Origin of the sequence: Isoptericola sp. S6320L (genome assembly GCF_023015685.1) — a bacterium.
Lineage (GTDB): Bacteria > Actinomycetota > Actinomycetes > Actinomycetales > Cellulomonadaceae > Isoptericola > Isoptericola halotolerans_A.
Genome location: NZ_JALKAT010000038.1, coordinates 13754 through 37167, shown reverse-complemented (window position 1 = coordinate 37167; position 23414 = coordinate 13754). Strand labels below are relative to the sequence as shown.

The following is a 23414-nucleotide window of genomic DNA, read 5'->3' as shown; positions in this document are numbered from 1 at the left end:
CGGTCGTCAGTCCCGAAGTGGAGGGCGCCCTGCGCCCGTGAACGCGACCGTGCACGGGACCCGACACCCGGCGGAACCCGAACCGCCCCGCGCTACCTGGGCACGAGCGCTACTACCTCGCGCGACGCGGCGCTACCTCGCGCAACCGCGCACTACCTCGGCACGAGCGCTACTACCTCGGCACGAGCGCTACTACCTCGCGCGACGCGGCGCTACCTCGCGCAACCGCGCACTACCTCGGCGCGCGCGCTACTACCTCGCGGTCTCAGATGGTGGCTCGTCTGGACCTGCGACTTAGGGGAGGCTAAGTTAGGTGAGCCTGACCAACCCATCCCCTCCTGCGAGGAGCACACGGACGTGTCCACCACTCCGCCCGACGCGACGCTGACCTGCACCGACGCCCTTCTGAACAGCAGCACGGCGGGCACCTACGCCCGCACCGTCGGCCGCGTCGTCGACGACGTCGCGGCCCGTCTCGCCGTCGTCGACCAGCCCTGGAGCGGGGCGAGCCGCACCGAGCTGGCCGCCCTCGTGGACGGTGTCGACCTCGACGCACCGGGCATCGGCGCCGACGACGCGCTGCGCGAGACGGCAGACCTCTACGCGACCCACGCGGTGTGGTTCCACGACCCCGCGTACGCGGCGCACCTGAACTGCCCCGTGGCGATCCCGGCCGTCGGCGCGGAGGCGATGCTCGCCGCGATCAACACGTCGGTGGACACCTACGACCAGTCCACGGTGGCGACGCTCATGGAGCGGCGCCTGATCGCCTGGACCAACGAGCGCATCGGCTTCACCGGCGGGGACGGCGTGTTCACCTCCGGCGGCACCCAGTCCAACCTGCACGCCCTCCTGGCAGCGCGGGAGAGCGCGCTGACGGGGCCGGACGGCACGCGACTGCGGGGCGTCGCGCGGCACGGCCTGCAGGACCGGCTGCGCATCCTGACCACGGGCAGCAGCCACTTCTCGGTGGCGAAGTCCGCCATGATCCTGGGCCTGTCCGACGACGCGGTGGTCACGGTGGGTGCGGACGCCGACGGCCGCATGGATCCGGGGGCGCTCGCCGCGGCGCTGGCGACGACGGCGAGGGCGGGCGACGTCGTCATGGCGGTGGTGGCCACGGCGGGCACCACGGACCGCGGCTGCCTCGACCCGATCACGGCGATCGCCGAGCTGTGCGACGCCACCGACGTGTGGCTGCACGTCGACGCGGCCTACGGTGGCGGACTGCTCGTCTCGAGGGAGCGGCGCCACCTGCTGCGGGGTATCGAGCGGGCGCGCTCGGTCACGGTCGACTTCCACAAGACGTTCTTCCAGCCGGTGTCGGCCAGCGCGGTGCTGGTGCGTGAGCCGGCCGACCTGGCGCGGACGTCCTGGTACGCCGACTACCTCAACCCGGTGCCGGAAGCGGGCGCGGCCGACGCCGAGATCAACCAGGTCGACCGGTCGCTGCAGACCACGCGCCGGTTCGACGCCCTCAAGCTGTGGGCGACGCTGCGGGCGGTGGGTGCCGACGGGATCGGCGAGATGGTCGACGCCGTCTGCGACCTGGCCGCCGCGGTGCACGCGGACCTGGCGGGCGACCCGGAGCTCCACCTGATCGGCCGCACGGACCTGTCCACGGTGCTGTTCCGCTACCAGCCCGAGGGGGTCACGGACGCCCAGGCGGACGCCCTGGTGGCCCGCGTGCGCCGGGTGCTGTTCGACTCGGGGCGCGCGAGCGTCGCCCGGACGGTCGTCGACGGCCGGCCGTGCCTCAAGCTCACGCTGCTCAACCCGGAGGTCACGCTCACCGACGTCCGCCGCGTCCTGGGGCTGGTGCGCGGGGCGGCGCACGGCATCCTGGCCGGTCAGGCGCTCGCAGACGAGCAGGAGCCGCCGTGCCGGGACGTGCACCCGCACCTCGACCGCTACGACACCGCGGAGGCCGCGCGATGAGGACCTACGACGTCGTCGGCATCGGCATCGGCCCGTTCAACCTGGGTCTCGCCGCGCTCGCCGACCCGCTGGCTGACGTGGACGCCGTGTTCCTGGACCAGGCGGACGAGTTCCGCTGGCACCCCGGCATGATGCTCGAGGGCGCCACCATCCAGGTGCCCTTCCTCGCGGACCTGGTGACGATGGCGGACCCGACCTCGCCGTTCTCCTTCCTGGCGTTCCTCAAGGCGACGGGACGGCTGTACCCGTTCTACGTCCGCGAGTCCTTCTACCCGCTGCGGGCCGAGTACGACCAGTACTGCCGCTGGGTGGCCGGGCAGCTGGACACGTTGCGCTGGGGCCGCCGGGTGGTGGCGGTCGAGCACGATGCCGCGCGGGACCTGTACGTCGTCACGGCGGAGGTCGCGGCCGGCGACGCCGGCACCCCGGGGACCTCCCTCCGCCGCGAGCAGTACCTCGCCCGCCACGTGGTGCTCGGCGTGGGCACCACGCCGCGGCTCCCCGCCCCGCTGGCCGAGCTCGCGCGGTCCGCCGCCGGCCTCCCCGGTGCGGGCCCGGTGGTCCACACGGCCGACTACCTGCCGCACCGGGACGCGCTGCGGGCGAGCGGCGCGGTCACGGTGGTGGGCTCGGGGCAGTCCGCCGCGGAGGTGTACCGCGACCTCCTCGAGGACGCCGGCCCCTACCGGCTCGACTGGGTGACCCGGTCGCCACGGTTCTTCCCGATGGAGTACACCAAGCTGACCCTCGAGATGACGTCGCCGGAGTACACCGACCACTTCCACGGTCTCGCGCCGGAGCTGCGCGACCTGGTGGGCCGCGAGCAGCGCAACCTCTACAAGGGGATCAGCGGCGACCTGATCGACGACATCTACGACACGCTGTACCGCCGCACCGCGCTGGGCCGCGAGGTCCCGACCACCCTGCTCAGCGACACCGAGGTGGTCGCGGCCCGCACCGAGCCGGCCGACGACGGCGGGCTCGAGCACGTGCTGACGCTGCGGCACGCGCAGCTCGGCCGCACGGTGGAGCACCGCACCCGCGCGGTGGTGGCCGCCACGGGCTACGGCGCAGGCGTGCCGGGGTTCCTCGACCCGGTCCGCGACCGGCTGCTCCTCGACGACCGCGGCCGGTTCGACGTCACCCGTGACTACGCGGTGAGCGCCGACGGTCGCCTCCACACCCTCAACGGGGAGGAGCACACGCACGGCGTCACCGCGCCGGACCTCGGGTTCGGGCCCTGGCGCAACTCCGTGGTCCTCGCGAAGATCACCGGGCGCGAGCCCTACGCGGTGGAGCGGCGCATCGCCTTCCAGCAGTTCGGCCTGCCCGACGGCGGCACCGCGGTCGCGTCGTCCGCGCCGGCGACGGAGGTGGCCCGGTGAGCGCCACCACCGCCTCCGCCGTCGTGCCCGCCGCGGAGCGGGCCGTGTTCGTCGCGCCCACCGGGCTCGGGGACCTGACGTTCACCGCGGTGTCGCCGGTCCGGGACGCCGCGACGGTCCAGTCCTGGCTGGCGCACCCGGCGTCGTCGGCGTGGGCGATGGCCGATCTCGACGTGGACGGCGTGCGCGACTACCTCGCGGCGGTGGGCGCGGACGAGGCGCAGGACGGCTGGCTCGGCCGGCTCGACGGCGAGCCGGTCGTGTACACCGAGACGTACGACCCGGCTCGGGTGCTGCTCACCGCGGTGCACGCCGCGGAGCCCGGGGACGTCGGCATGCACCTGCTGGTCGCACCGCCGCCGGACGAGCCGGCCCGCCGCCGCACGGGGCTGACCGACGCCGTCATGGGCGCCGTCGTCCGCTTCTGCCTCGCGGACGTCGCGGCGGGCGGCCGTGGGGGAGCGCGCGTCGTGGTCGAGCCCGACGTGACGAACGCCAAGATCGCCGCGAAGAACGCGGCGGCCGGGTTCCGGTTGCTGCGCGAGGTGCCGGTCACCGACGCGGGCCGCACGAAGACCGCGGCGCTGAGCGTCTGCACCCGGGCCGACTTCGCGGCGTCGCCGCTGGGGGACGGCATCCCGGTCGCCGCCCACCTGCGCGGCGACCTCGCGGAGGTGGCCCACCGGCACCTGGCCGCCAAGGCGCTCGCGGAGCTGGCCCACGAGCGGCTCTTCGCGCCGGCCCCGGACGGCCCGGCCGGTTCCGGGAGGTACCGGCTGGACCTGGAGGGGGCGAGCTACGCCTTCGCTGCTCGGACGTTCGCGCTCGAGCACTGGGTGGTGGATCCGGCGTCGATCACGCGGACCTCCCCGGACGGGGCGGCCCTGCCCGTGGACGTGCTGGACCTGGTCGCCGAGCTCCAGCCGCTGCTGCAGGTGCCGGACACGCTGCTCGCCACGTACCTGGAGGAGCTGTCGAGCACGTTGGCCGCGGCGATGGCCAAGCGGGAGCGGGAGCTGACGGGCGTCACGCCGGACACCGCCCGGCTGGTCGCCGGCCTCACGGCTCCGGTCCCCGCGGCGCGGGACGAGGACCAGCGCCGGACCGCAGGTACCTTCCAGGCCGTCGAGGGTGCGATGAGCGAGGGGCACCCCGGCTTCCTCGCGAACAACGGGCGCATCGGCTTCTCCCTGGACGACTACGCGGCGTTCGCGCCCGAGCGCAGCGGCCGGCTGCGGCTGCAGTGGGTCGCGGCACGCCGCGAGCACACCCACCTGGCCCTCGGGGCGGACCAGACCGAGGACGCGCTGTACGGCGTCGAGCTGTCCGGCGCGGAGCGTGCCGCGTTCGCCGGCCGGCTCACCACGCGCGGGCTGGACCCGGCCGACTACCTCTACCTGCCCGTGCACCCGTGGCAGGCGCAGCACCGGTTGCCGATCACGTTCGCGGCCGACGTGGCGCGCGACGACCTGGTCCCGCTCGGGCCGGGCGCCGACGAGTACACGCCGCAGCAGTCCATCCGCACGATGTTCAACCGCACCCGCCCGGAGCGCCACTACGTCAAGGTGGCGCTGGCGATCCAGAACATGGGGTTCCTGCGGGGCCTGAGCCCGGCGTACATGCGGGCGACCCCGGCGATCAACGACTGGGTCGCCGGGCTCGTGGAGGGCGACAGCACCCTGACCGGCTCCGGGTTCGGCGTCCTGCGGGAGCTGGCGTCGGTCGGGTACACCGGCGACGTCTACCACCGCACCCCGCAGCCCAACGCGCACCGCAAGATGCTGGCCGCGCTGTGGCGCGAGTCCCCGCTGCCGCGCACCGCGCCGGGCGAGCGGCTGGCCACCATGGCGAGCCTGCTGCACCGGGACGCCTCCGGCGCGGCGGTCGTCACGGGCCTCGTCCGGGCGTCGGGCATCGGCGCCGAGGCCTGGCTGCGCGCCTACCTCGACGCCTACCTGTACCCGCTGGTGCACTGCCTGCGCGCCCACGACCTGGCCTTCATGCCGCACGGCGAGAACCTGGTGCTCGTGCTGCGCGACGGCGTCGTACGGCGGGCGTTCATGAAGGACATCGGCGAGGAGGTCGCGCTGCTCTCCGACCGTGCGCTGGCCGCCGGCACGCTGCCGGACGACGTCGCCCGGGTCGTGGCGCCCGTGGACGACGCCGAGAAGGCGCTGGCGATCTTCACCGACGTGTTCGACGGCGTGCTGCGCCACCTCGCCGGGATCCTGGCGGTCGACGGCGTGCTCGGTGAGGACCGGTTCTGGGCGCTGGTGGGCGAGTGCCTCGACCGGCACGACGCCGAGCACCCGGGGCTGGACTCCGGGGTCGACCTGCGGGCGGCGCGGTTCGCGCACTCGTGCCTGAACCGTCTGCAGCTGCGCAACACGCTGCAGATGGTGGACCTGGCGGACCAGTCGAGCTCGCTGATCTACGCCGGCACGCTGGCGAACCCGGTGGCGCGCCCGTGAGGTTCGAGACCTTCCGGGACGCCTGGGGCGTGCCGCACGTGCGGGCCGCCACGGAGCCGGACCTCGCCTTCGGCCAGGGGTACGTGACGGCCCGCGACCGGGGCTGGCAGCTCGAGTCCGACCGCTGGCGCGCCGAGGGTCGCCTGGCCGCCCGGATCGGCCCGGGGGGCCTCGCCTGGGACCGGTTCGCCGTGCAGGTCCGGCTCGCCGACACCGCCCGGCGGGTCCATGCCGCGCTCGCCGCGCCCGAGCGGGCCTGGCTCGCCGCCTACACGGCCGGGGTGAACGCGGGGCTGGCCGACGGCGGACGCGACGTGCCCGAGCTCGACGTGCTGGCGAGCGGTGGTGCGGTGCCGGGAGAGCTGCCGCCGCACACGCCGTGGCCGGACTGGGCGCCGCTCGGGGTGTTCCTGACCAACCACGTCCTGTTCAGCGGCTGGCCGCACCTGCTGTGGCGCGAGCACGTCGCCCGGACGTTGGGCCCCGACCACGTGCTGCTGGGTGGTGCCGACGGCGAGGCGGGCGCGTCCTCGGGCTCCAACGCCTGGGCGCTCGCGGGCGGGCGGACGGCGAGCGGGGCCCCGCTGCTGGCCGGAGACCCGCACCGGTTGCTCGAGCTGCCGGGGGTCTACCAGCAGGTGCGTCTCGCCTGCGACGAGTACGACGTGGTCGGGCTGGCCTTCCCGGGCGTCCCCGGCGTCCAGCACTTCGGGCACGCGACGGTGCGCGACGGCGCCCCACCGGACGGTCCGGACGGGTCGGTGGCGTGGGGCATCACCAACGCGATGGCGCACCACGTCGAGCTGTTCACGGAGACCGCGGACACGCTGTCCGGCTCCGCGGGGGAGGTCACGACGGGCCGCGAGACCGTCCCGGTGCGGGGCGCCGAGGACGTCGAGGTCGCCTGGACCGAGACGCCGCGCGGCCCGCTGGTCGCGGACCGCCACAGCCTGCGCTGGCCCGCCCGGGTCGACGCCGACCTCGGTGTCGCGTCCTGGCGCCGGCTGCTGCGCTCGCGGACCGCGGGGGACGTGGCCGAGGCGTTCGCCGGCTGGGTGGATCCGGTCAACCGGGTGCTGACGGCCGACTCGGCCGGGACGGTGCTCAGCCTCACCGCCGGCCGGGTGCCGGACCGCGCACCCGCCGAGCGCGTGCTGCCCCACGCCGTCGTCCCGGGGTGGCGGCCGCGCTGGCGCTCGCTGCCGGGCGCGGTGGCGGTGCACGACCTCGCCGTCGACGCGAACGACCGTCCCGTCCCCGGCGGCCGGGTGCCCGACCTCGGCTACGCGTACGCCCCGCACCGCGCCCGGCGGATCGCAGCGTTGCTCGCCACGGCGCCCGACGACGGCGAGCGGCCCGGCGGCCAGTCCCGCGTGTTCGGCGACGTGTCCGACGGCGGTGCGGCCAGCCTGGTGAGCCTCCTCGCAGGGGTGCGGGGGTCCGGTGTCGGCCCTGCCGCCGCCCGGCTGCGCGACTGGGCCGCGAGCGGCGCGCGCATGGACGCCGGGTCGGTGGACGCGGCGCTGTTCGTGCGGTGGCGGGACGCGCTCGCGCGACGGGTGTCCGCCCACCCTGCGCTCGCCCCGGTGCACGCGCCGACCGGGCTGCCGGCGCTGTTCGACCCGTGGTGCGACGTGGTTGCGCGGGTGGCCGGGGCACTGGAGCCGCTCCTGCGTGCCGGCGCCACCTGGGACCCGCCGCAGGACCCGGCCGCCGAGGCGGAGGCCGCGCTGGCCCAGGTGACCCGGCGGGCCGCGGTGGGACCGGCCGGCGGTGCCTCGAACGTGCCGGTGACGTGGGGCGACCTCCACCCGGTGCTGCCGCTGCACGGGCTGGCCGAGGTCACGGTCCTCGACCCGGCCGGTGTGCCGCGGGTGCCGGACGTCCACCGGGTGCCCGTCGGCGGGGCTGCCGACACGGTGTGCTGCACCGGCTCCGTACCGGGGGTGGCGACCGCGTCCTGGCGAGGCTCCGTGGCCCGCTGGGTGTGGGACCTCGCCGACCGCCGCCGCAGCCGGTGGGGGGTGCCGTTCGGGTCGAGCGGCGACCCGCGTTCGCCGCACTTCACGGACCAGCACCCGCAGTGGGCGGCGGTCGGCACGCACGAGATCGAGACGGACTGGGCGCGGCTGCGCCCCGAGACCTGGGAGACACGATGACCCGACGGCTGCACGAGGGGACACCGGGCGAGGAGGTCTGGCGCTCGTCCGGCAGGTCGGGTCTGCGGGTGACGGTCCTCGACCCGGTCGCCGACGTCGACGTGCTGCACGACTGGGTGACGCGGCCGCACGCCGGGTTCTTCGGCCTGGGAGAGCTGACCCGCGACGAGCTGCGCGCGACGTACGAGTTCGTCGCCTCCCTGCCGACGCACCACGCCTACCTGGTGCGCACCGGCGACGACCCGGTGGCGCTCGCGCAGCTCTACCACCCGGAGGACGACCCGGTCGCCGCGGCGTACGACGTCGAGCCGGGCGACGTCGGCGCGCACTTCTTCCGGGGCGGCGACTCCGTGGGGTGGGGGGTGCTCGGACCGGCGCTCGTCGAGTTCGCGTTCTCGCTGCCGGCCGTCGAGCGGATCGTGGTGGAGCCGGACGTGCGCAACCGTCCGGCCGTGGCCCGGACGGCGGCGATGGGGTTCGAGCTCGCCGGCGAGGTCCGGTTCGAGTCCCCGCACGGCCCGAAGCACGCGATGCTGGCGTTCCTGACGCGCGAGCGGGCCCTCGCCGCGGTGACGCAGCCGGCGTCGGGCTGAGCGACTACCGGGGCACCGGCCCCGTCGTCGTCCCCGGCGTGAGGCCCACCGGGAGGGTCACGGTGGTCGGTTCCTCGCCCGCCAGCAGCCCGATGACGGCGCGGCCCAGCGCGGCGCCCTTCTCCCGCAGCGGCTGGTGCACGCTGGTGAGCACGTCGGGGGAGAGCCAGGGCAGGTCGATGCCGTCGAACCCGGCGATCGAGACGTCGTCGGGCACGGACAGGCCCAGCTCCCGTGCGGCGATGACGGCGCCCGCCGCGAGCAGGTCGGAGTGCGCGACGATCGCCGTCGGGCGCTCGGTGGCCGGGACCCAGGTGGACAGGATTTCCGTCGCGGCGTCGCGGCCGTGCTCGACGAGCGAGGCGGGCGTCTCCCACGTCAGCACGGGGTCGACGGCGTCCCGCACGCCGGCGAGGCGGTTCGCCGTGGGCGTCCGCTCCACCCGGGTCAGCCGCTCGGCGTCGACGGGACCGGAGCGCTCGCCGTGCCCGAAGGGCAGCGCGATCTCCGCGATGCGGGTGTGCCCGAGCCCGACGAGGTGGCGGGTGGCCTCGGCGATCCCGGCGCGGTCGTCGAGCGCGACGAGGGGCGCACCCTCGACGGCACGGCCCTCGCCGACGGCGACGGGGACGTTGCGCCGCTGCAGCGCGGTCAGGATCGGGTCGTGCGTCAGCACGCCCCAGACGAGGACGGCCACGTCCATGGCCGCCGTCTCCAGCAGGGGGTCCACGCCGTCGGCGGACGGGCTGACCCCGGGGATGAGCAGCACGCCGAGCCCCTGGGTGCCGAGGACGTCGACGAGACCGTCGAGGACCTGCACGGCGACCGGGTCGCGGAAGGCGCGGCCGGGGTGGTCCCCGATGACGACACCGACGATGCCGGACCTACCGCGCCGGAGCTGGCGGCCGAGCGGGTTGGGACCGGTGTAGCCGAGCTCTGCCGCGGCGGTGAGCACCTTGTCGCGCGTCTCGCCGGTGATCGGGCCGGACCCGGAGAAGGCGAGCGAGGCCGTGGACACGGAGACGCCGGCGTGCTCGGCCACCCGTGCGAGGGTCGGGCGGGTGCCCGGTGTGCGGCCCATGCGGCTCCTTCCGCCGTCGGTGCGGGCCGCCAGCCTATCGGTGCGGGACCCGACCCGCTCGAAACGATTTGACCGAACGGTCGGTGCTCCTGGATCGTCGTGCCGTGAACAACTCTGTCCCCGCTGCGGCCGCCGACGAGCGCCGCCTCCGGTCCGCCCTGTGGGCCGTCTTCGGCGTCTTCACGACGGCCGGGTTCGGCATGGCCACCTGGGCCTCGCGGATCCCGGCCGTCCGGGACGGCCTCGGCTTCTCCGAGGGGCAGATGGGGCTGCTGCTCCTCACCGCCTCCATCGGGTCGATCTGCGCGCTGCCGCTGTCCGGCATGATCAGCTCGCGCCTGGGGGCGTCGCGCACGGTGCTGTTCTTCGCCGTCGCCTCGGCGGTCGGGTTCGCCGTCGCCTGCTTCGGGGTCGACGCCGGGAACCACGTGTGGGTCCGCGTCGGCCTGTTCCTGGCGGGCATCGGCGTCGGCGTGTGGGACGCCGCGATGAACCTCGAGGGCGCGGTCGTCGAGCAGCGGCTCGGCCGGGCCGTCATGCCGCGCTTCCACGCGGCGTTCAGCGTCGGCACCGTCGCCGGCGCCGGCGTCGGGGCGCTCGCGGCCTGGCTGCAGGTGCCCCTCACCCCGCACCTGGTGAGCGTCGTGGTGCTGGACTCGATCGCCGTCGCCCTCTGCGTGCGGGCCTTCCTGCCGGCGCACGACGCCGGTCCCACCACCTCGCAGGCCGGCGCCCAGGACTCCGTCGCGGACCCCTCGACCGCCGTCGAGCCGTCGCACGGCCACTCGCTCCGGGACACGCTGGCCACGTGGCGCGAGCCCCGGACCCTGCTCGTGGGCCTCATCGTGCTCGGTGCGGCGCTGACCGAGGGCGCCGCCAACGACTGGGTCGGCCTGGCCACCGTCGACGGGTTCGGCGTCGGGGACGGGCTCGGGGCGGTCGCGCTGGCGGTCTTCCTCGTGGCGATGACCGTCACCCGGATGGTCGGCACGGCCCTCATCGACCGGTTCGGCCGGGTGTGGGTGCTGCGGGCCAGCGGCCTGTCCGCCATCGCGGGCGTGCTCGTGTTCGCCCTCGTGCCGCACCTGCCGACGGCGCTGGTGGGGGTGGCGCTGTGGGGTGCCGGCTCGGGTCTCGGGTTCCCGATGGGGATGTCGGCGGCGTCCGACGACCCGCGGCGCGCCGCCCTGCGCGTGGCCGTCGTGTCCACCGTCGGCTACTCCGCGTTCTTCGTCGGGCCGGCGCTCATCGGGTTCCTGGCCGAGCACACGGGCTACCGGCTCGCGCTCCTCGTGCTGGCCGCGCCCGTCCTGCTCGGCATCGTCGTGGCCGGAGCGGCGAGGCCCCCGCAGGACGACACGGCCGCGGTGCGGCCGTCTACCCTGGACAGGTGAGCCAGACCGTGCCGAGCGCCGCCACCGAGCCGACCGCCACCGAGCCGACCGCCGCCGTCGGGGCGGACGCCGCCCCGACCCTTGCCGACCTGACGACGCTGCGCGTCGGGGGACCGGTCGGCCGCTACGTCGAGGCCACCACGGAGGCCGAGCTGATCGACGCGGTGCGGGGCGCGGACGACGCCGGGGTGCCGCTGCTCGTGGTGGGCGGCGGGTCCAACCTGCTCGTCTCGGACGAGGGGTTCGACGGCGTGGTGGTGCGCGACGTCCGCCAGGGCCTCGACGCGGACCTGGCCGACTCCTGCGGGACGGACGGTGCCTGCGGCGGCGCGAGCCTCAGCCTGCCCGCGGGCCAGGACTGGGACGCGTTCGTCGCCGAGGCCGTCGCCAACGAGTGGGTGGGCGTCGAGGCGCTCTCCGGGATCCCCGGGACCGTCGGGGCCGCTCCGGTGCAGAACATCGGGGCGTACGGGCAGGAGGTGTCGGGCGTCGTGGCGTCGGTGCGGACCTGGGACCGGGCGACGGGGCAGCGCAAGACCCTGACGCTGTCCGAGCTCGAGTTCGGGTACCGCTCGAGCCTGCTCAAGCGGACGATGCGGGCCGACCCGACGGGCGGCGACCTCTGGTACCCGACACCGCGGTACGTGGTGCTCCAGGTCGACCTGCAGATGCGCCTCGGTTCTCTCTCGGCGCCCATCGGCTACGGCGAGCTGGCGCGACGCCTCGGCGTCGAGGTGGGCCAGCGGGCGCCGTCGGCCGAGGTGCGCGAGGCCGTGCTCGAGCTGCGGGGCGGCAAGGGGATGCTGCTCGACGGCGTCGGCCCGGACGCGCGGTCGGGCGACCCCGACCGCTGGTCGGCCGGCTCGTTCTTCACGAACCCGGTGGTGCCCGTCGAGGCCGCCGAGGTGCTGCCGGCCGACGCGCCGAGGTTCCCGGTGCGGTCGGCGACGCCGACCACGACGACGGGCCCCGCGCTGGGCGAGGTCGACCCGTCGCTCGTCAAGACGTCCGCGGCGTGGCTCATCGAGCGCGCGGGGTTCACCAGGGGCTTCGGGCTGGCGGGGGAGCAGTCGCCGGCACGGCTGTCGACGCGGCACACGCTGGCCGTGACGAACCGGGGTGGCGCGACGGCGCAGGACGTCGTGGCGCTGGCCCGCGCCGTCCGCGACGGGGTGCGGGACGCGTTCGGCATCGAGCTGGAGCCGGAGCCCGTCCTGGTCGGCCTCACCCTCTGACCTCGCACGCCACGACGGTCAGTAGACGACGACCGGGGTGCCCTGGGACATGCCCCAGGTGTCCCAGAGCCAGTTCATCGCGGAGTTCGACACGCGGACGCACCCGTGCGACGCCGGCCACGGCGGGATCGACCCCGACCCGTGGACCGCGAACGACCCGTGGAAGTACTTCGGCCGGTACATCGACCCGAGCTCCAGCGTCGACTCGTGGAGGTAGTCGCGCTCCATGTACACCGCGAACGACCCGCGCGGGGTGCTCGCGGTGTAGGTCCGCCCCTTCGCCTCGTACGTCTCGCCGTTGCCGGAGGACGCGTTGAGCACCCGGGTGACGCGGCCGTCCTCGACCGTCATGAGGAGCTGCCGGGCGAGGTCGATCTCGACGACCTTGCCCGACGACGACTGCGGTGACGGCCGGGCGCCGGAGTCGAGCGCCTCCTGGGTCCGCGGCCCGACGACGCCGTCCCGCCCCAGGCCGGCGGCCTTCTGCAGCGCCCACACCGCCTGCTGGGTCGCGGGTCCGAACTGCCCGTCGACCTCCGGCAGGAAGTAGCCGAGGTCGACCAGCCGCTGCTGGAGCGCGGTCACCTGCTGGCCGGACGCCCCGTAGGCCGGCCAGTCGGGCTTCTCGTCCTTCTTCTCGGCCTTGTCCTTCGGGGCCTTGTCCTTCTTGTCCTTCTCGTCGTCGCCGGCCTGCTCCTCGGCGCCGCCGTCGCTGGGCTCGTCGTCCTGCGCGGCCTGGCCCGTACCGTCGTCGCGCCCCTCGTCGTCAGGGGCCGCCTCGGCAGCGTCGTCGTCCGTCCCGGTGCCCGACGACGGCGACGCGGCTGCCGAGGGACGCTCGGCGGGCGGTTCCTCGACCGCCGGCGCGTCCCCGGTCCCGGCGTCGTCGGCCGGGGCGGGTCCCGCGGACGGGCTCTCCGGGCTGCTGGAGGCGTCCTGGGTGGCCGTGCTCGACTCCGCCGCCACCGGCTGCGGCCCGGCGACGTCCGACAGCGCCGCGCAGCCGGGCACCAGCAACAGGGCGAGGGCGATCGCGGCGGCGCTCAGCCGCCGTCGCCTCGGCGTCGTGGTCGTCGTCATCGTGCACACCTTTCCCGGAGCGGCCGTCGTCGGGCCGGGCCTGCGACCGCGGACTCCTACCGTGCCGTGCCGATGACGGCTTGGCGAGCGCGCGGCGCCGTCCGGCCCGCGATCGACACCGTCTCGTGACCTGGACGCCGTCGCCGTCGCGGATGAGAGGACTCTCATCGGCCTCTCACCGCCTGCACGCGCGGGCGCGCTGCGATGGCCGCATGACCGTCACGACGTCCGGCACCCGGACCTCGCCCCACGACCACGGCGCCTGGCGCGAGCTGCTGACCGGGCCGGCGGCGGAGTCCGTCCTGGCGGCGGCGCTCGGCGCCGACGGGGCGAGCCTCGACACCTGGCACGTGCGCGAGCTGCACGCCCGCCCGGGTGCCGAGCTCACGGTCGCCTACGACGTCGTCGCGCGCCGCCGGCACGGGAGCACGGAGAGCACCGCGCACGAGCACCTCTTCGCCACGAGCGCGGCAGGCCTGGACCCCGGTGCCACCGCGCCGGACGACGGCGTGGTGCGGCTCGACGACGGCACGCACGCCCTGCTCGTCTGGCGCCACCCGCACGACCCGGCGCTGCCCGGGCTGGCCGTCGGCACCACGCCGGCGCGGCTGACGCAGCGGCTCCGGGAGGACGGCGTGACCGCCGAGGTGCTCTCGCTCGAGACGGTCACCTACCGCCCGCTGCGGCGGGCCGTGCTGCGCGCGCGGACCACGGCCGGGACCCTGTACGTCAAGGTGGTCCGGCCCACCCGGGTGGCTGCCCTGGTGCAGCGGCACGAGCTGTTCGCCGCCGGGGACGGGCTCGTCGCCCCGCGGGTGCTGACCCGCGGCGAGGACGGCGTCGTGGTGCTCGCCGAGCTCTCCGGTCCCTCGCTCGCCGACCACCTCGCGGCCACGCCCGCGCACGGGCAGCCGGACGCCGTCGACCCGGCGGAGATCGTGCGCGCGGCCGCGTCGTTGCCGCCCGCAGGTGTGGGGCTGAGCCGGCGTGCGCCGTGGGCGGACCGGCTGGGCCGCTACACGGCGGCGCTCGCCGACGCGCACGGGGTCGACGCCGACCGGCTGGCCCGGCTGGCGGCCGGGGTGCACGCCGCGCTGCGTGGCCGTGACCTCGGGCCGGTCGTGGCCACCCACGGAGACCTGCACGCCGCGAACGTCGTGCTCAGCACGGCCGGGGCGGACGGCGGACCGGGCGCCGCGCCGCGGGTGGTCGGCGTCCTCGACGTGGACACGCTGGGTCCCGGCCACCTGGTCGACGACCTCGCCTGCGCCGTCGCGCACCTCGCGGTGCTGCCCGCCCTCGCGCCCGGAACGTACGACGGCGTCGACGGCCTGGTGGAGCGCTGCCTGACGGTGTTCGGTGCCGAGGTGGACCCGGTGGTGCTGCGCGCCCGGGCGGCCGCCGTCGTCGTGTCCCTGGCCGTCGGGGCGCCGGACCTCGCGGTCGCCGACGCCTGGATCACCGTCGCGGAACGGTGGGTGGCCGCGGCCGACGGTTTCTGAGAGTCCTCTCACCGAGGCCTCCTCGAGGTCTCACCCGGGCCGACGAGTCTGGGGCCATCAGGCAGCCGCAGGGCTGCTCATCCGGGACCGACGGTCCTCGTCACGAAGGAGCTGGAACTCATGAAGGCACGCAACGTCTGGATCGTCAGCGGAGCGCTCGGTGCGGTGGCGCTGGGCACCACGGTCGCCGCGGCGCAGGGCACGTTCGACGGGCCGGCGGACAGGGTCGTCTCCTCGGCCGTCACGGTCGGCGACGGAACGACCGGCCCGGTGCCCGACGCGCGCACCAGCACGGCTCCGAGCACCCAGGCCGCCTCGCCGTCGCCGGCCGCCGTGCAGAACAGCACGTCGATCACCACGGTCACCGCGGGCTCGGTCGCCAGCGCGACCACCGCGCCGACGACGGACACCCCCGGCTCGCCGATCAGCCCGGTGACGGCCACCAGCCCGGTCAGTCCGGCGACCCCCCAGTCGGCGCAGTCGGCGCAGTCGCCCCGGTCGGCCGCGAGCGCCCAGAGCGCCCAGTCCGCAGCGAGCGCCCAGTCCGCCCCGTCCGCCCCGTCGGCGGACTGACACCGGGCCACGAGCCACCGAGAGGGCGAGGGCGGGAGCCGCCGCGCGGTCGTCAGACGGGAAGCGCAGGTCGCGCAGCGACCGTGAGCGCGACCGCGCGCCGGCTTCCGTCCTCGCCCTCGACCGCGCAGAGCAGGGCGGACATCACGCCAACCGGTACCCCATCCCGCGGACCGTGACGAACCGCTCCGCACCGAGCTTGTTGCGCAGGTAGCGCACGTACACGTCCACCACGTTGGAGCCGGGGTCGAAGTCGTAGCCCCACACCCGCGAGAGCAGCTGCTCGCGGCTGAGCACCTGCCCGGGGTTGCGCAGGAACGCCTCGGCGAGCGCGAACTCCCGGGCGGAGAGGTCCACCTCGACGTCACCGGCGCGGGCGCGGCGGGTGCGTAGGTCGAGGCTGAGGTCGCCGTGGCTCACCACGGTCGCCTCACCGCCGGGCTCCGTACGCAGCCGGAGGCGGATGCGGGCCAGGAGCTCCTCGAAGCGGAACGGCTTGGGCATGTAGTCGTCGGCGCCGCCCTCGAGCCCCGCCACGGTGTCCGAGACGGAGGTGCGCGCGGTCAGGATGATCACCGGCATCGTCACCCGCGCCTCCCGGAGCCGGCGCAGCACGGTGAAGCCGTCCTGGTCGGGGAGCCCGAGGTCCAGCACGAGCAGGTCGAAGTCGCCCGAGGCCGCGAGGTCGAAGGCCTCGCGAGCCGTGGCCACGGTGGTGCTGGCGTACCCGGCGGCGCGGAGCCCCTTGGCGATGAACGAGGCGATGCGGGACTCGTCCTCGGCGACGAGGATCTGGCTCACGGGTCGGTCCTTCCGTCGGTCGGCGCGCCGTCGGGGGCGCCGGGCAGCACAGGCAGCACGGGCAGCTCGATGGTGAAGGTCGAGCCGAGCCCGGGCTCGGAATCCACGCGGACCGTCCCGTCGTGTCCCTCGGCGATCGCGGCCACGATGGCGAGGCCGAGCCCGGAGCCTTCCCGGTGCGCGCTGCCGTGCCGGCCCCGGGCGAACCGCTCGAAGATCGTGGCGACGTCGTCGGCCGCGACCCCCATGCCCTCATCACGCACCCAGAGGTGGGTCCGGGAGCCGCCGTCGGTGGTGCGCGAGCCGATCGCGACCACGCTGCCCGGCTCCGAGAACTTCACGGCGTTGGCCGCGAGCTGCAGCCACGCCTGGGTGAGCCGCTGCGCGTCGGCCAGGGTCGACACGGCGGTCCGGGCGTCCACGAGCCACGTCCGGTCGCCGAGCGTGCGCACCTTGTCGAGCACGTCGTCGGTGAGGCGCCCGAGGTCCACGGGGGCGAGTCGGACGAACTCGGGCTGACCGACGGTCGCGAGGGTCACGAGGTCGTCGGTCAGCCGCCGCATCCGGTCCAGCTCGTCGAGGGCGAGGGCGCGGGTCTCGGCCGCGTCGTCGGCGTCGTGCGGGTCCATGAGCTCCAGGTGCCCCTGCACGATCGTCAGGGGCGTGCGCAGCTCGTGGCCGACGTCGTCGAGCAGCCGACGCTGCGCCTCGAAGGATCCCTCGAGGCGGCCGAGCATCCCGTTGAAGGCGCGCGTGAGGTCGGTCAGGTCGTCGTTGCCCGTCTCGGGGAGGCGTGCCGACAGGTCGGTGTCGCCGATCCGTTGCGCGGTTCGGGCGAGGAGGCGGATGGGTCGCAGCAGGCGCCCGGCCACGAGCCAGCCGACGACCCCGGTGACCAGGAGCGAGGCGAGCGCCACGGCCGCGTAGGTCCGGAACACGGCCTGGGTCTCGGCGTGCTCGGCCCGCCGGTCGTAGGCCAGCACCAGGGCCGCCGGGGCGTCCGCGGCGCCGGTCGCGTCGCCGGTCGTGTCGCCGGCTGCCGTCGAGGTGACCGGCACGACGACGGCACGGTAGTCGGTCGTGGCGGTGTGCACGAGCCGCAGGACGGAGCTGTTCGCGTCGACCAGGGGGGAGACGGCCTCGACGAACGCCGCGTCGTCCTCCAGGTGCACGGTGACGGCCTGCTGGCTCACCAGCGGGTTCCGGCCGGTGCGCAGCCCGATGATGCCCTCGTTCCGGCTGGGGACGGTGAGCTGGATGGCGGCGACGACGACGTCCTCGGGCGAGGTGAAGCGCTCACCGGTCACGGGGTTGACTCCGGACTCCGCCAGCGCCTCGAGCTCGCCGATGTCCTGGACGAGGTCGGCGTCGATACGGGTGTCGACCTGCCGGTACGCGAGCCAGTAGGCGGTCCCGCCCGCCAGGGCGAGCGCCAGCAGGGTCAGGGCCAGCAGGGCGGCGAGGATGCGGGTGCGGACCGTCAGGCCGCGGGTGGAGGTCCGGGCCATCACCCGTCCCCGTCGTCGTCATCGTCATCATCGTCTGCATCGTCATCGTCATCGTCATCGTCGTCGTCCGCCGGCGGCACCGGCGCGACCTCGCCGTCGTCCCCCTTCGGAGCCCCCGAGGGCGTGGGGCCGTCGGAGGAGTCCGGGCGGGCGGAGACCGACGGCGCGGGAGCGGGGGAGATGACGACGACGGGCCCGACGTCGAGGTCCTCGGGCTCGCCGGACGTGGCGGCGGCCACCGCCACCCCGGCCGTCCCCAGGAGCAGCCCGACGAGCACCCAGGCGAGCAGGCGGAGCGTCGGGCGCGTCATGAGGAGATCATCCCGCGGCGGGATGAGACGGAGATGAGAGCCAGTCGTCGATCCCCGCGAGCAGGCGCTGCTTGGTCGCGGCGGAGGCGCGAGAGCCCCGGACGGAGGCGCGGGCGAGGTCCGCGAGCTCCGCGTCGGTGAAGCCGTGCACGGTGCGTGCCGTCTCGTACTGCTGCACCAGCCGTGAGCCGAACAGCAGCGGGTCGTCCGCGCCGAGCGCCACCTGGGCCCCGGCGTCGACCAGCGTGCGCAGGGGGACGTCGTCGTCCCGCTCGTACACGCCGAGGCTCACGTTGGAGGCCGGGCACACCTCGAGGGTGACGCCCGACTCGACGAGGGACGCCAGCAGGGCGGGGTCCTCCACGGACCGCACCCCGTGGCCGAGACGGTCGGGTGCCAGCGTCCCGACGACCTCCTGCAGGTGCGCCGGGCCCAGCAGCTCGCCCCCGTGCGGCACGGAGGCCAGCCCGGCACGGCGCGCGATGCGGAACGCGTGCGCGAACTCGGCAGTGTCGCCGCGGCGCTCGTCGTTGCTCAGCCCGAACCCGACGACCTCGCCGGGGCCGTCCCCGGCGTACCGGGCCGCCAGCCGGGCGAGCGTCCGTGCGTCCAGGGGGTGCCGCATGCGTGAGGCCGCGACGACGACGGCGACCTCCAGCCCGTGCGCGGCGCTCGCGGCGCGGGCCTCGTCGAGCACGATCTCCACGGCCGGGGTGATGCCGCCGACGAACGGGGCGTACGAGGTGGGGTCGACCTGGATCTCGAGGCGGCCCGACCCTTCGGCGGCGTCGTCGGCCGCGGCCTCGTCGACGAGCCGGCGCATGTCGGCCTCGGACCGGACGCAGTGCCGGGCGGAGTCGTAGAGCCGTTGGAAGCGGAACCAGCCGCGCTCGTCGGCGGGTACGCGCAGGGCGACACCGTCGGTCAGGGCGGCGGGCAGACGCATCCCGTGCTCGGCGGACATCTCCCGCAGGGAGCTGACCCGCAGCGACCCCGTGAAGTGCAGGTGGAGATGAGCCTTCGGGAGCTTTGCCAGGTCGCGCACCCGGACAGTCTGGCACCACTCGCACGAGCCGGCCGCGCCGCCGCGACCGTGGTGGACGAGCGTGTGACCGACGTGTCGCCAGGGCGGTTCGACCCACGGCGCGGGTTCGCGTACAGTTGTCCCTCGGTGGTTGACGGCCGCCATGCTGGACCGCGCCCTCACGGGCTCGACCGGTGCGACGTCGTCGGGCACGAAGGGTAGTGGCGCAATTGGTAGCGCAGCGGTCTCCAAAACCGCAGGTTGCAGGTTCGAGTCCTGTCTACCCTGCCAGCGTGATCCCCCGCGGGGCCGCGCGCAGCGGGGCCATGCGACACGTATGACCCGAACGCCAGGAGTCTGTGCCGTGGGTACGTCGCCGGCAGGCGGCGTGGCTGCGGTGTGATCGCGAAACGGGGTAGGTCGAAGTGAGCGAGTTGCCGGCTGAGGCCGCTGGGACGCACGATGCCGGAACGGGCAAGGAGCGTCGCGGCATCTTCGCCCGCATCGCGCTGTTCGTCCGTCAGGTCGTGGGTGAGCTCCGCAAGGTCGTCACCCCGACCCGGTCGGAGCTGATCAACTACACGATCGTCGTGATCGTGTTCGTCACGGTGGCGATGCTCTTCGTCACCGGGCTCGACCTCGTCGTCGGTCAGGGCGCCGGCTGGCTCTTCGGGAACTGATCCCGACCAGCCGTCGAGCACCCGGGCCGCAACCCACATCCGAAGTCAGAAAGCAGGTTCGTTCGTGTCCCAGGACCCTCTGGAGCAGGCGGAGAACGTCGACCCCACGCAGCCCGACGCCCCCGGCGTCGAGGCCGACAACGACGTGCCCGGAGCCCCCGAGGGGACCGCGGCCGCATCTGACGACGTCGCGGACGCCGCGGACGCGCCCGGCACCGACGCCGAGGCGGCGGACGAGGCCGAGTCGGCCGACGAGGCCGACGTCACCGCGGAGATCGAGGACCCCGCCGACGAGCTCCGTCGCACGCTGCGTGCGCAGCCGGGTGACTGGTTCGTCATCCACTCCTACGCGGGCTACGAGAACCGGGTCAAGGCCAACCTCGAGAACCGCACCCAGAGCCTCAACATGGAGGACTACATCTTCCAGGTCGAGGTCCCCATGGAGGAGGTGACCGAGATCAAGAACGCGCAGAAGAAGACCGTCCGCCGCGTCCGGATCCCCGGTTACGTCCTGGTGCGCATGGACCTGACCGACGAGTCGTGGGGCGCCGTGCGCCACACGCCGGGCGTCACCGGCTTCGTGGGCCACACCCACCAGCCCGTCCCCCTGTCGCTGGACGAGGTCTTCGGGATGCTCGCCCCGACGATGCTCGAGCAGTCGCCCGCCAAGCCGGCCACCGCCGGCGCCGGCGCGGGGACCGGCGGAGCGTCCGCGCAGCCCTCCATCGAGGTCGACTTCGAGGTCGGCGAGTCGGTCACCGTCACGGACGGTCCGTTCGACACGCTGCCCGCCACGATCTCCGAGATCAACGCCGAGGCCCAGAAGCTCAAGGTCCTCGTCTCCATCTTCGGCCGGGAGACCCCGGTCGAGCTGTCGTTCAACCAGGTCGCCAAGATCTGACCGGAGCGCCGGGACTCCGGCGCTCCGCGCGAACGACGTCATGCAACCGGGTCATCGCCCACGGCGTCGGCCCACGACACAGAGAGGGGAAGCAGCATGCCTCCCAAGAAGAAGGTCGCCGGTCTCATCAAGCTCCAGATCCAGGCCGGGGCCGCGAACCCCGCCCCGCCGATCGGGCCCGCGCTGGGTCAGCACGGCGTGAACATCATGGAGTTCTGCAAGGCCTACAACGCGGCCACCGAGTCGCAGCGCGGCAACGTGGTGCCGGTGGAGATCACGGTCTACGAGGACCGCTCCTTCACGTTCATCACGAAGACCCCGCCGGCTGCGGAGCTCATCAAGAAGGCCGCCGGTGTGGCCAAGGGCTCGGCGACGCCGCACACGACCAAGGTCGCGCAGCTCACCCAGGACCAGGTCCGGGAGATCGCCGAGACCAAGATGCCGGACATCAACGCCAACGACATCGAGGCCGCGAAGAAGATCATCGCCGGCACCGCTCGTTCGATGGGCATCACCGTCCAGGGCTGACGTCCACCCCCGTCCGTCACGGACGGACAAGTCCCGACGACAGTCGTCGGGCACGTGGGAGGGTCTGCGCAGACCCGACGAACCACGACTGCAGCAAGGAGACATGCAGATGGCACAGCGCAGCAAGGCGTACCGCGCCGCCGCGGCGAAGATCGACCGCGACAACCTGTACACGCCCCTCGAGGCCGTGAAGATGGCGAAGGAGTCGGCCTCCTCGAAGGCTGACGCGACCCTCGAGGTGGCCTTCCGCCTCGGCGTCGACCCGCGCAAGGCGGACCAGCTGGTCCGCGGCACGGTCAACCTGCCGCACGGCACCGGCAAGACGGCCCGCGTGATCGTCTTCGCGAACGGCCCGAAGGCCGAGGAGGCCATGGCGGCCGGCGCCGACGAGGTCGGCGGCGACGACCTCATCGCCAAGGTGGCCGGCGGCTACACCGACTTCGACGCGGCCGTGGCCACGCCGGACCTCATGGGCAAGGTCGGTCGTCTCGGTAAGGTCCTCGGTCCCCGCGGTCTCATGCCGAACCCGAAGACCGGCACCGTGACCATGGACGTCACCAAGGCCGTGAACGACATCAAGGGCGGCAAGATCGAGTTCCGCGTCGACAAGCACGCGAACCTCCACTTCATCATCGGCAAGGCCTCGTTCTCCGAGGAGCAGCTGGTGGAGAACTACGGCGCCGCCCTCGACGAGGTCCTGCGGCTCAAGCCGTCGTCCTCGAAGGGTCGCTACATCACCAAGGCGACGCTCGCGACGACGTTCGGCCCGGGCATCCCGCTGGACCAGTCGCGCACCACGCGCCTCATGGAGAGCTGACCCAGGTCTCCGCACCACGACGGCCCGGCACCTTCCTCACGAGGGTGCCGGGCCGTCGTCGTCCCCGGGCGCCGAGCCGGCCGCCCGGCGCCCGCCCGATGTATCAGGGCGGCGGGCCGCGCCTCCCTCCCCACGACAGAGCTGATCGTGCGGAGGGTGAAATCTCATGGGCGGACCCGGAGGGCGCCGCGCGTCACCGCGTCCCGCCCTACGCTCGTGGGGAGCCGCCGGAGCGTCCGGCGCGCGGGACCACGAGGACGCGCGACGAGAGATGACCAGTCCCCCCGAGACGGAGAGCCTCGGTGACCGAGCCGCGGCAGCGCTGCTGGGATATCGCGAGGGCCGCGCGGACGCCATGAGCGAGTTCGTCCGTGAGGCGACCCCGCTGCTGTGGCGCACGGTGCGCGCCCAGGGCGTTCCTCGCGAGGCGGCCGACGACGTCGTCCAGCAGACGTGGGCGGCGCTCGTCGGGCACGTGGAGTCGATCTCCGAGCCGAAGGCCACGCTCAAGTGGCTGCTGGTGACGGCGCGCCGCGCCGCCTGGGAGGTCGTCCGCAAGGGACGTGCCGACGAGCAGCGACGCACGGAGCTGCCCGACGACGACGCCGAGACCTCCGCGACGCTGCCGGACCCGACCCCGGGCCCGGAGGCCGAGCTCCTGCGCGACGAGCGGGACCGGCTGCTGTGGGGTGCGTTGCGCCAGCTGCCGGACCGGTGCCAGGAGCTGCTGCGCCTGGTCTCCCTCGCCGACCGTCCGGACTACCGGTCCATCTCCGCCGCGATCGGCATGCCGGTCGGGAGCATCGGCGCCACCCGGGGACGGTGCCTCGCCAAGCTGCGCGCCGTCCTCACCGAGCAGGGGGAGACCTCATGGACATGACCTACTTCGACGACGTCCCCGGTGCCGAGGAACCCCTGGACGCCTCCGACGTCGCGCTGCTCGCCCGCGTGGCGGAGCTGAGCGAGCGCGCGGACCCGGTGCCGGAAGGGCTCGTCGAGCGGTCGCTGTTCGCCATGACCCTCGCGGGCCTCGAGTCCGAGGTCATGGAGCTCATGGTCCTGGAGGCGCCGGCGGGCACGGTGCGCAGCGACGCGCCGCCGCTGGAGACCCGCACCATCACCTTCACCCACGAGCGGCTCACCGTGATGATCGCGCTGTCGCCCGGGAACACCCCGCGCACGGTGCGCGTGGACGGCTGGCTCGCCCCCGCGGACACGCTGACGATCGTGCTGCGCCGGCCCGACGGCGACCACCGCACCACCGCCGACGACGACGGACGGTTCGTCCTGGAGGACGTTCCCCGCGGCCTGGCCAGCCTGCTCGTGGAGCAGGACGACGTGCCGATCACCACGCCCGTCATCGAGCTGTAGACCTGACCGTCCCTGACCTGACACACCGGTGGGCACGTCCGTGCCCGCCGCCGAGGAGGAGC

At 74.5% G+C, this 23414-nt stretch carries 21 protein-coding genes and 1 tRNA gene; 15 read left to right on the top strand and 7 right to left on the bottom strand.

What is annotated here, in order from left to right; all coding sequences use genetic code 11:
- The first annotated feature begins 357 nt into the window (after positions 1-357).
- The 5 genes from MWU57_RS15925 to MWU57_RS15905 are packed head-to-tail and all read left to right on the top strand — an operon-like array spanning position 358 to position 8546.
- Positions 358-1938 carry an aspartate aminotransferase family protein gene (locus tag MWU57_RS15925; RefSeq protein ID WP_246910502.1) on the top strand — a complete coding sequence of 527 codons (1581 nt, stop codon included), beginning with the start codon at positions 358-360 and terminating at the stop codon, positions 1936-1938.
- Complete coding sequence (locus MWU57_RS15920; protein ID WP_246910499.1) at positions 1935-3323, top strand: lysine N(6)-hydroxylase/L-ornithine N(5)-oxygenase family protein; 1389 nt, start codon at positions 1935-1937, stop codon at positions 3321-3323. Before MWU57_RS15925 ends, MWU57_RS15920 begins: the two co-directional genes overlap by 4 nt.
- The gene (locus MWU57_RS15915; RefSeq protein ID WP_246910497.1) at positions 3320-5794 is read left to right on the top strand and encodes a GNAT family N-acetyltransferase; all 2475 of its coding nucleotides are present in this window, start codon (positions 3320-3322) and stop codon (positions 5792-5794) included. Before MWU57_RS15920 ends, MWU57_RS15915 begins: the two co-directional genes overlap by 4 nt.
- Complete coding sequence (locus MWU57_RS15910; RefSeq protein ID WP_246910495.1) at positions 5791-7953, top strand: penicillin acylase family protein; 2163 nt, start codon at positions 5791-5793, stop codon at positions 7951-7953. The genes MWU57_RS15915 and MWU57_RS15910 overlap by 4 nt, the downstream gene beginning before the upstream one ends.
- Positions 7950-8546: a GNAT family N-acetyltransferase gene (locus MWU57_RS15905; protein ID WP_246910493.1), complete on the top strand. Its 597-nt coding sequence runs from the start codon at positions 7950-7952 to the stop codon at positions 8544-8546. The genes MWU57_RS15910 and MWU57_RS15905 overlap by 4 nt, the downstream gene beginning before the upstream one ends.
- A gap of 4 nt (positions 8547-8550) precedes the next feature.
- On the opposite strand, the gene MWU57_RS15900 is transcribed toward MWU57_RS15905, so the two are convergent.
- Positions 8551-9627, bottom strand: coding sequence for a LacI family DNA-binding transcriptional regulator (locus tag MWU57_RS15900; protein WP_246910491.1), 1077 nt, complete (start codon positions 9625-9627; stop codon positions 8551-8553).
- 104 nt (positions 9628-9731) lie between these two features.
- Between MWU57_RS15900 and MWU57_RS15895 the strand changes: the two genes are divergently transcribed.
- Entirely contained in the window at positions 9732-11021 is a 1290-nt protein-coding gene (locus MWU57_RS15895) for an MFS transporter (RefSeq protein WP_246910489.1), read from the top strand.
- A gap of 8 nt (positions 11022-11029) precedes the next feature.
- Complete coding sequence (locus MWU57_RS15890; protein WP_374108573.1) at positions 11030-12256, top strand: UDP-N-acetylmuramate dehydrogenase; 1227 nt, start codon at positions 11030-11032, stop codon at positions 12254-12256.
- Positions 12257-12274: 18 nt separating this feature from the next.
- Here MWU57_RS15890 and MWU57_RS15885 read toward each other — a convergent pair whose 3' ends face one another.
- Positions 12275-13336: a L,D-transpeptidase family protein gene (locus MWU57_RS15885; protein ID WP_246910488.1), complete on the bottom strand. Its 1062-nt coding sequence runs from the start codon at positions 13334-13336 to the stop codon at positions 12275-12277.
- Between the two features lie 212 nt (positions 13337-13548).
- Here MWU57_RS15885 and MWU57_RS15880 point away from each other — a divergent pair, with 212 nt between their 5' ends.
- On the top strand, positions 13549-14838 hold the full coding sequence (locus MWU57_RS15880) for a phosphotransferase family protein (RefSeq protein ID WP_246910486.1): 1290 nt from the start codon (positions 13549-13551) through the stop codon (positions 14836-14838).
- 77 nt (positions 14839-14915) lie between these two features.
- On the opposite strand, the gene MWU57_RS15875 is transcribed toward MWU57_RS15880, so the two are convergent.
- From MWU57_RS15875 to MWU57_RS15855, 5 genes are all read right to left on the bottom strand, one after another.
- A complete protein-coding gene (locus MWU57_RS15875) occupies positions 14916-15422 on the bottom strand; it encodes a hypothetical protein (protein WP_246910482.1) in 507 nt (168 codons plus the stop codon).
- Positions 15423-15555: 133 nt separating this feature from the next.
- Complete coding sequence (locus MWU57_RS15870; RefSeq protein WP_106267351.1) at positions 15556-16212, bottom strand: response regulator transcription factor; 657 nt, start codon at positions 16210-16212, stop codon at positions 15556-15558.
- Positions 16209-17720: a cell wall metabolism sensor histidine kinase WalK gene (locus MWU57_RS15865; protein WP_246910478.1), complete on the bottom strand. Its 1512-nt coding sequence runs from the start codon at positions 17718-17720 to the stop codon at positions 16209-16211. The genes MWU57_RS15870 and MWU57_RS15865 overlap by 4 nt, the downstream gene beginning before the upstream one ends.
- On the bottom strand, positions 17720-18031 hold the full coding sequence (locus MWU57_RS15860; protein WP_246910475.1) for a hypothetical protein: 312 nt from the start codon (positions 18029-18031) through the stop codon (positions 17720-17722). Before MWU57_RS15860 ends, MWU57_RS15865 begins: the two co-directional genes overlap by 1 nt.
- Before the next feature lie 7 nt (positions 18032-18038).
- Positions 18039-19076, bottom strand: a complete 1038-nt coding sequence (locus tag MWU57_RS15855) for an adenosine deaminase (RefSeq protein ID WP_246910472.1) — start codon at positions 19074-19076, stop codon at positions 18039-18041.
- Positions 19077-19270: 194 nt separating this feature from the next.
- Between MWU57_RS15855 and MWU57_RS15850 the strand changes: the two genes are divergently transcribed.
- From MWU57_RS15850 to MWU57_RS15820, 7 genes are all read left to right on the top strand, one after another.
- A tRNA-Trp gene (locus tag MWU57_RS15850) sits at positions 19271-19346 on the top strand.
- Positions 19347-19480: 134 nt separating this feature from the next.
- Entirely contained in the window at positions 19481-19735 is a 255-nt protein-coding gene (gene secE, locus MWU57_RS15845; protein WP_106267345.1) for a preprotein translocase subunit SecE, read from the top strand.
- Between the two features lie 64 nt (positions 19736-19799).
- Positions 19800-20636 (top strand): transcription termination/antitermination protein NusG, encoded by an 837-nt coding sequence (gene nusG, locus MWU57_RS15840; RefSeq protein ID WP_106267343.1) that lies wholly within the window; start codon positions 19800-19802, stop codon positions 20634-20636.
- Positions 20637-20732: 96 nt separating this feature from the next.
- Positions 20733-21164 carry a 50S ribosomal protein L11 gene (rplK, locus tag MWU57_RS15835; RefSeq protein ID WP_106267341.1) on the top strand — a complete coding sequence of 144 codons (432 nt, stop codon included), beginning with the start codon at positions 20733-20735 and terminating at the stop codon, positions 21162-21164.
- A gap of 109 nt (positions 21165-21273) precedes the next feature.
- Positions 21274-21981 (top strand): 50S ribosomal protein L1, encoded by a 708-nt coding sequence (rplA, locus tag MWU57_RS15830; protein WP_106267435.1) that lies wholly within the window; start codon positions 21274-21276, stop codon positions 21979-21981.
- Positions 21982-22252: 271 nt separating this feature from the next.
- Positions 22253-22861 carry an RNA polymerase sigma factor gene (locus MWU57_RS15825; protein ID WP_243400917.1) on the top strand — a complete coding sequence of 203 codons (609 nt, stop codon included), beginning with the start codon at positions 22253-22255 and terminating at the stop codon, positions 22859-22861.
- On the top strand, positions 22852-23352 hold the full coding sequence (locus tag MWU57_RS15820; RefSeq protein WP_106267338.1) for a hypothetical protein: 501 nt from the start codon (positions 22852-22854) through the stop codon (positions 23350-23352). Before MWU57_RS15825 ends, MWU57_RS15820 begins: the two co-directional genes overlap by 10 nt.
- Positions 23353-23414: the final 62 nt, after the last annotated feature.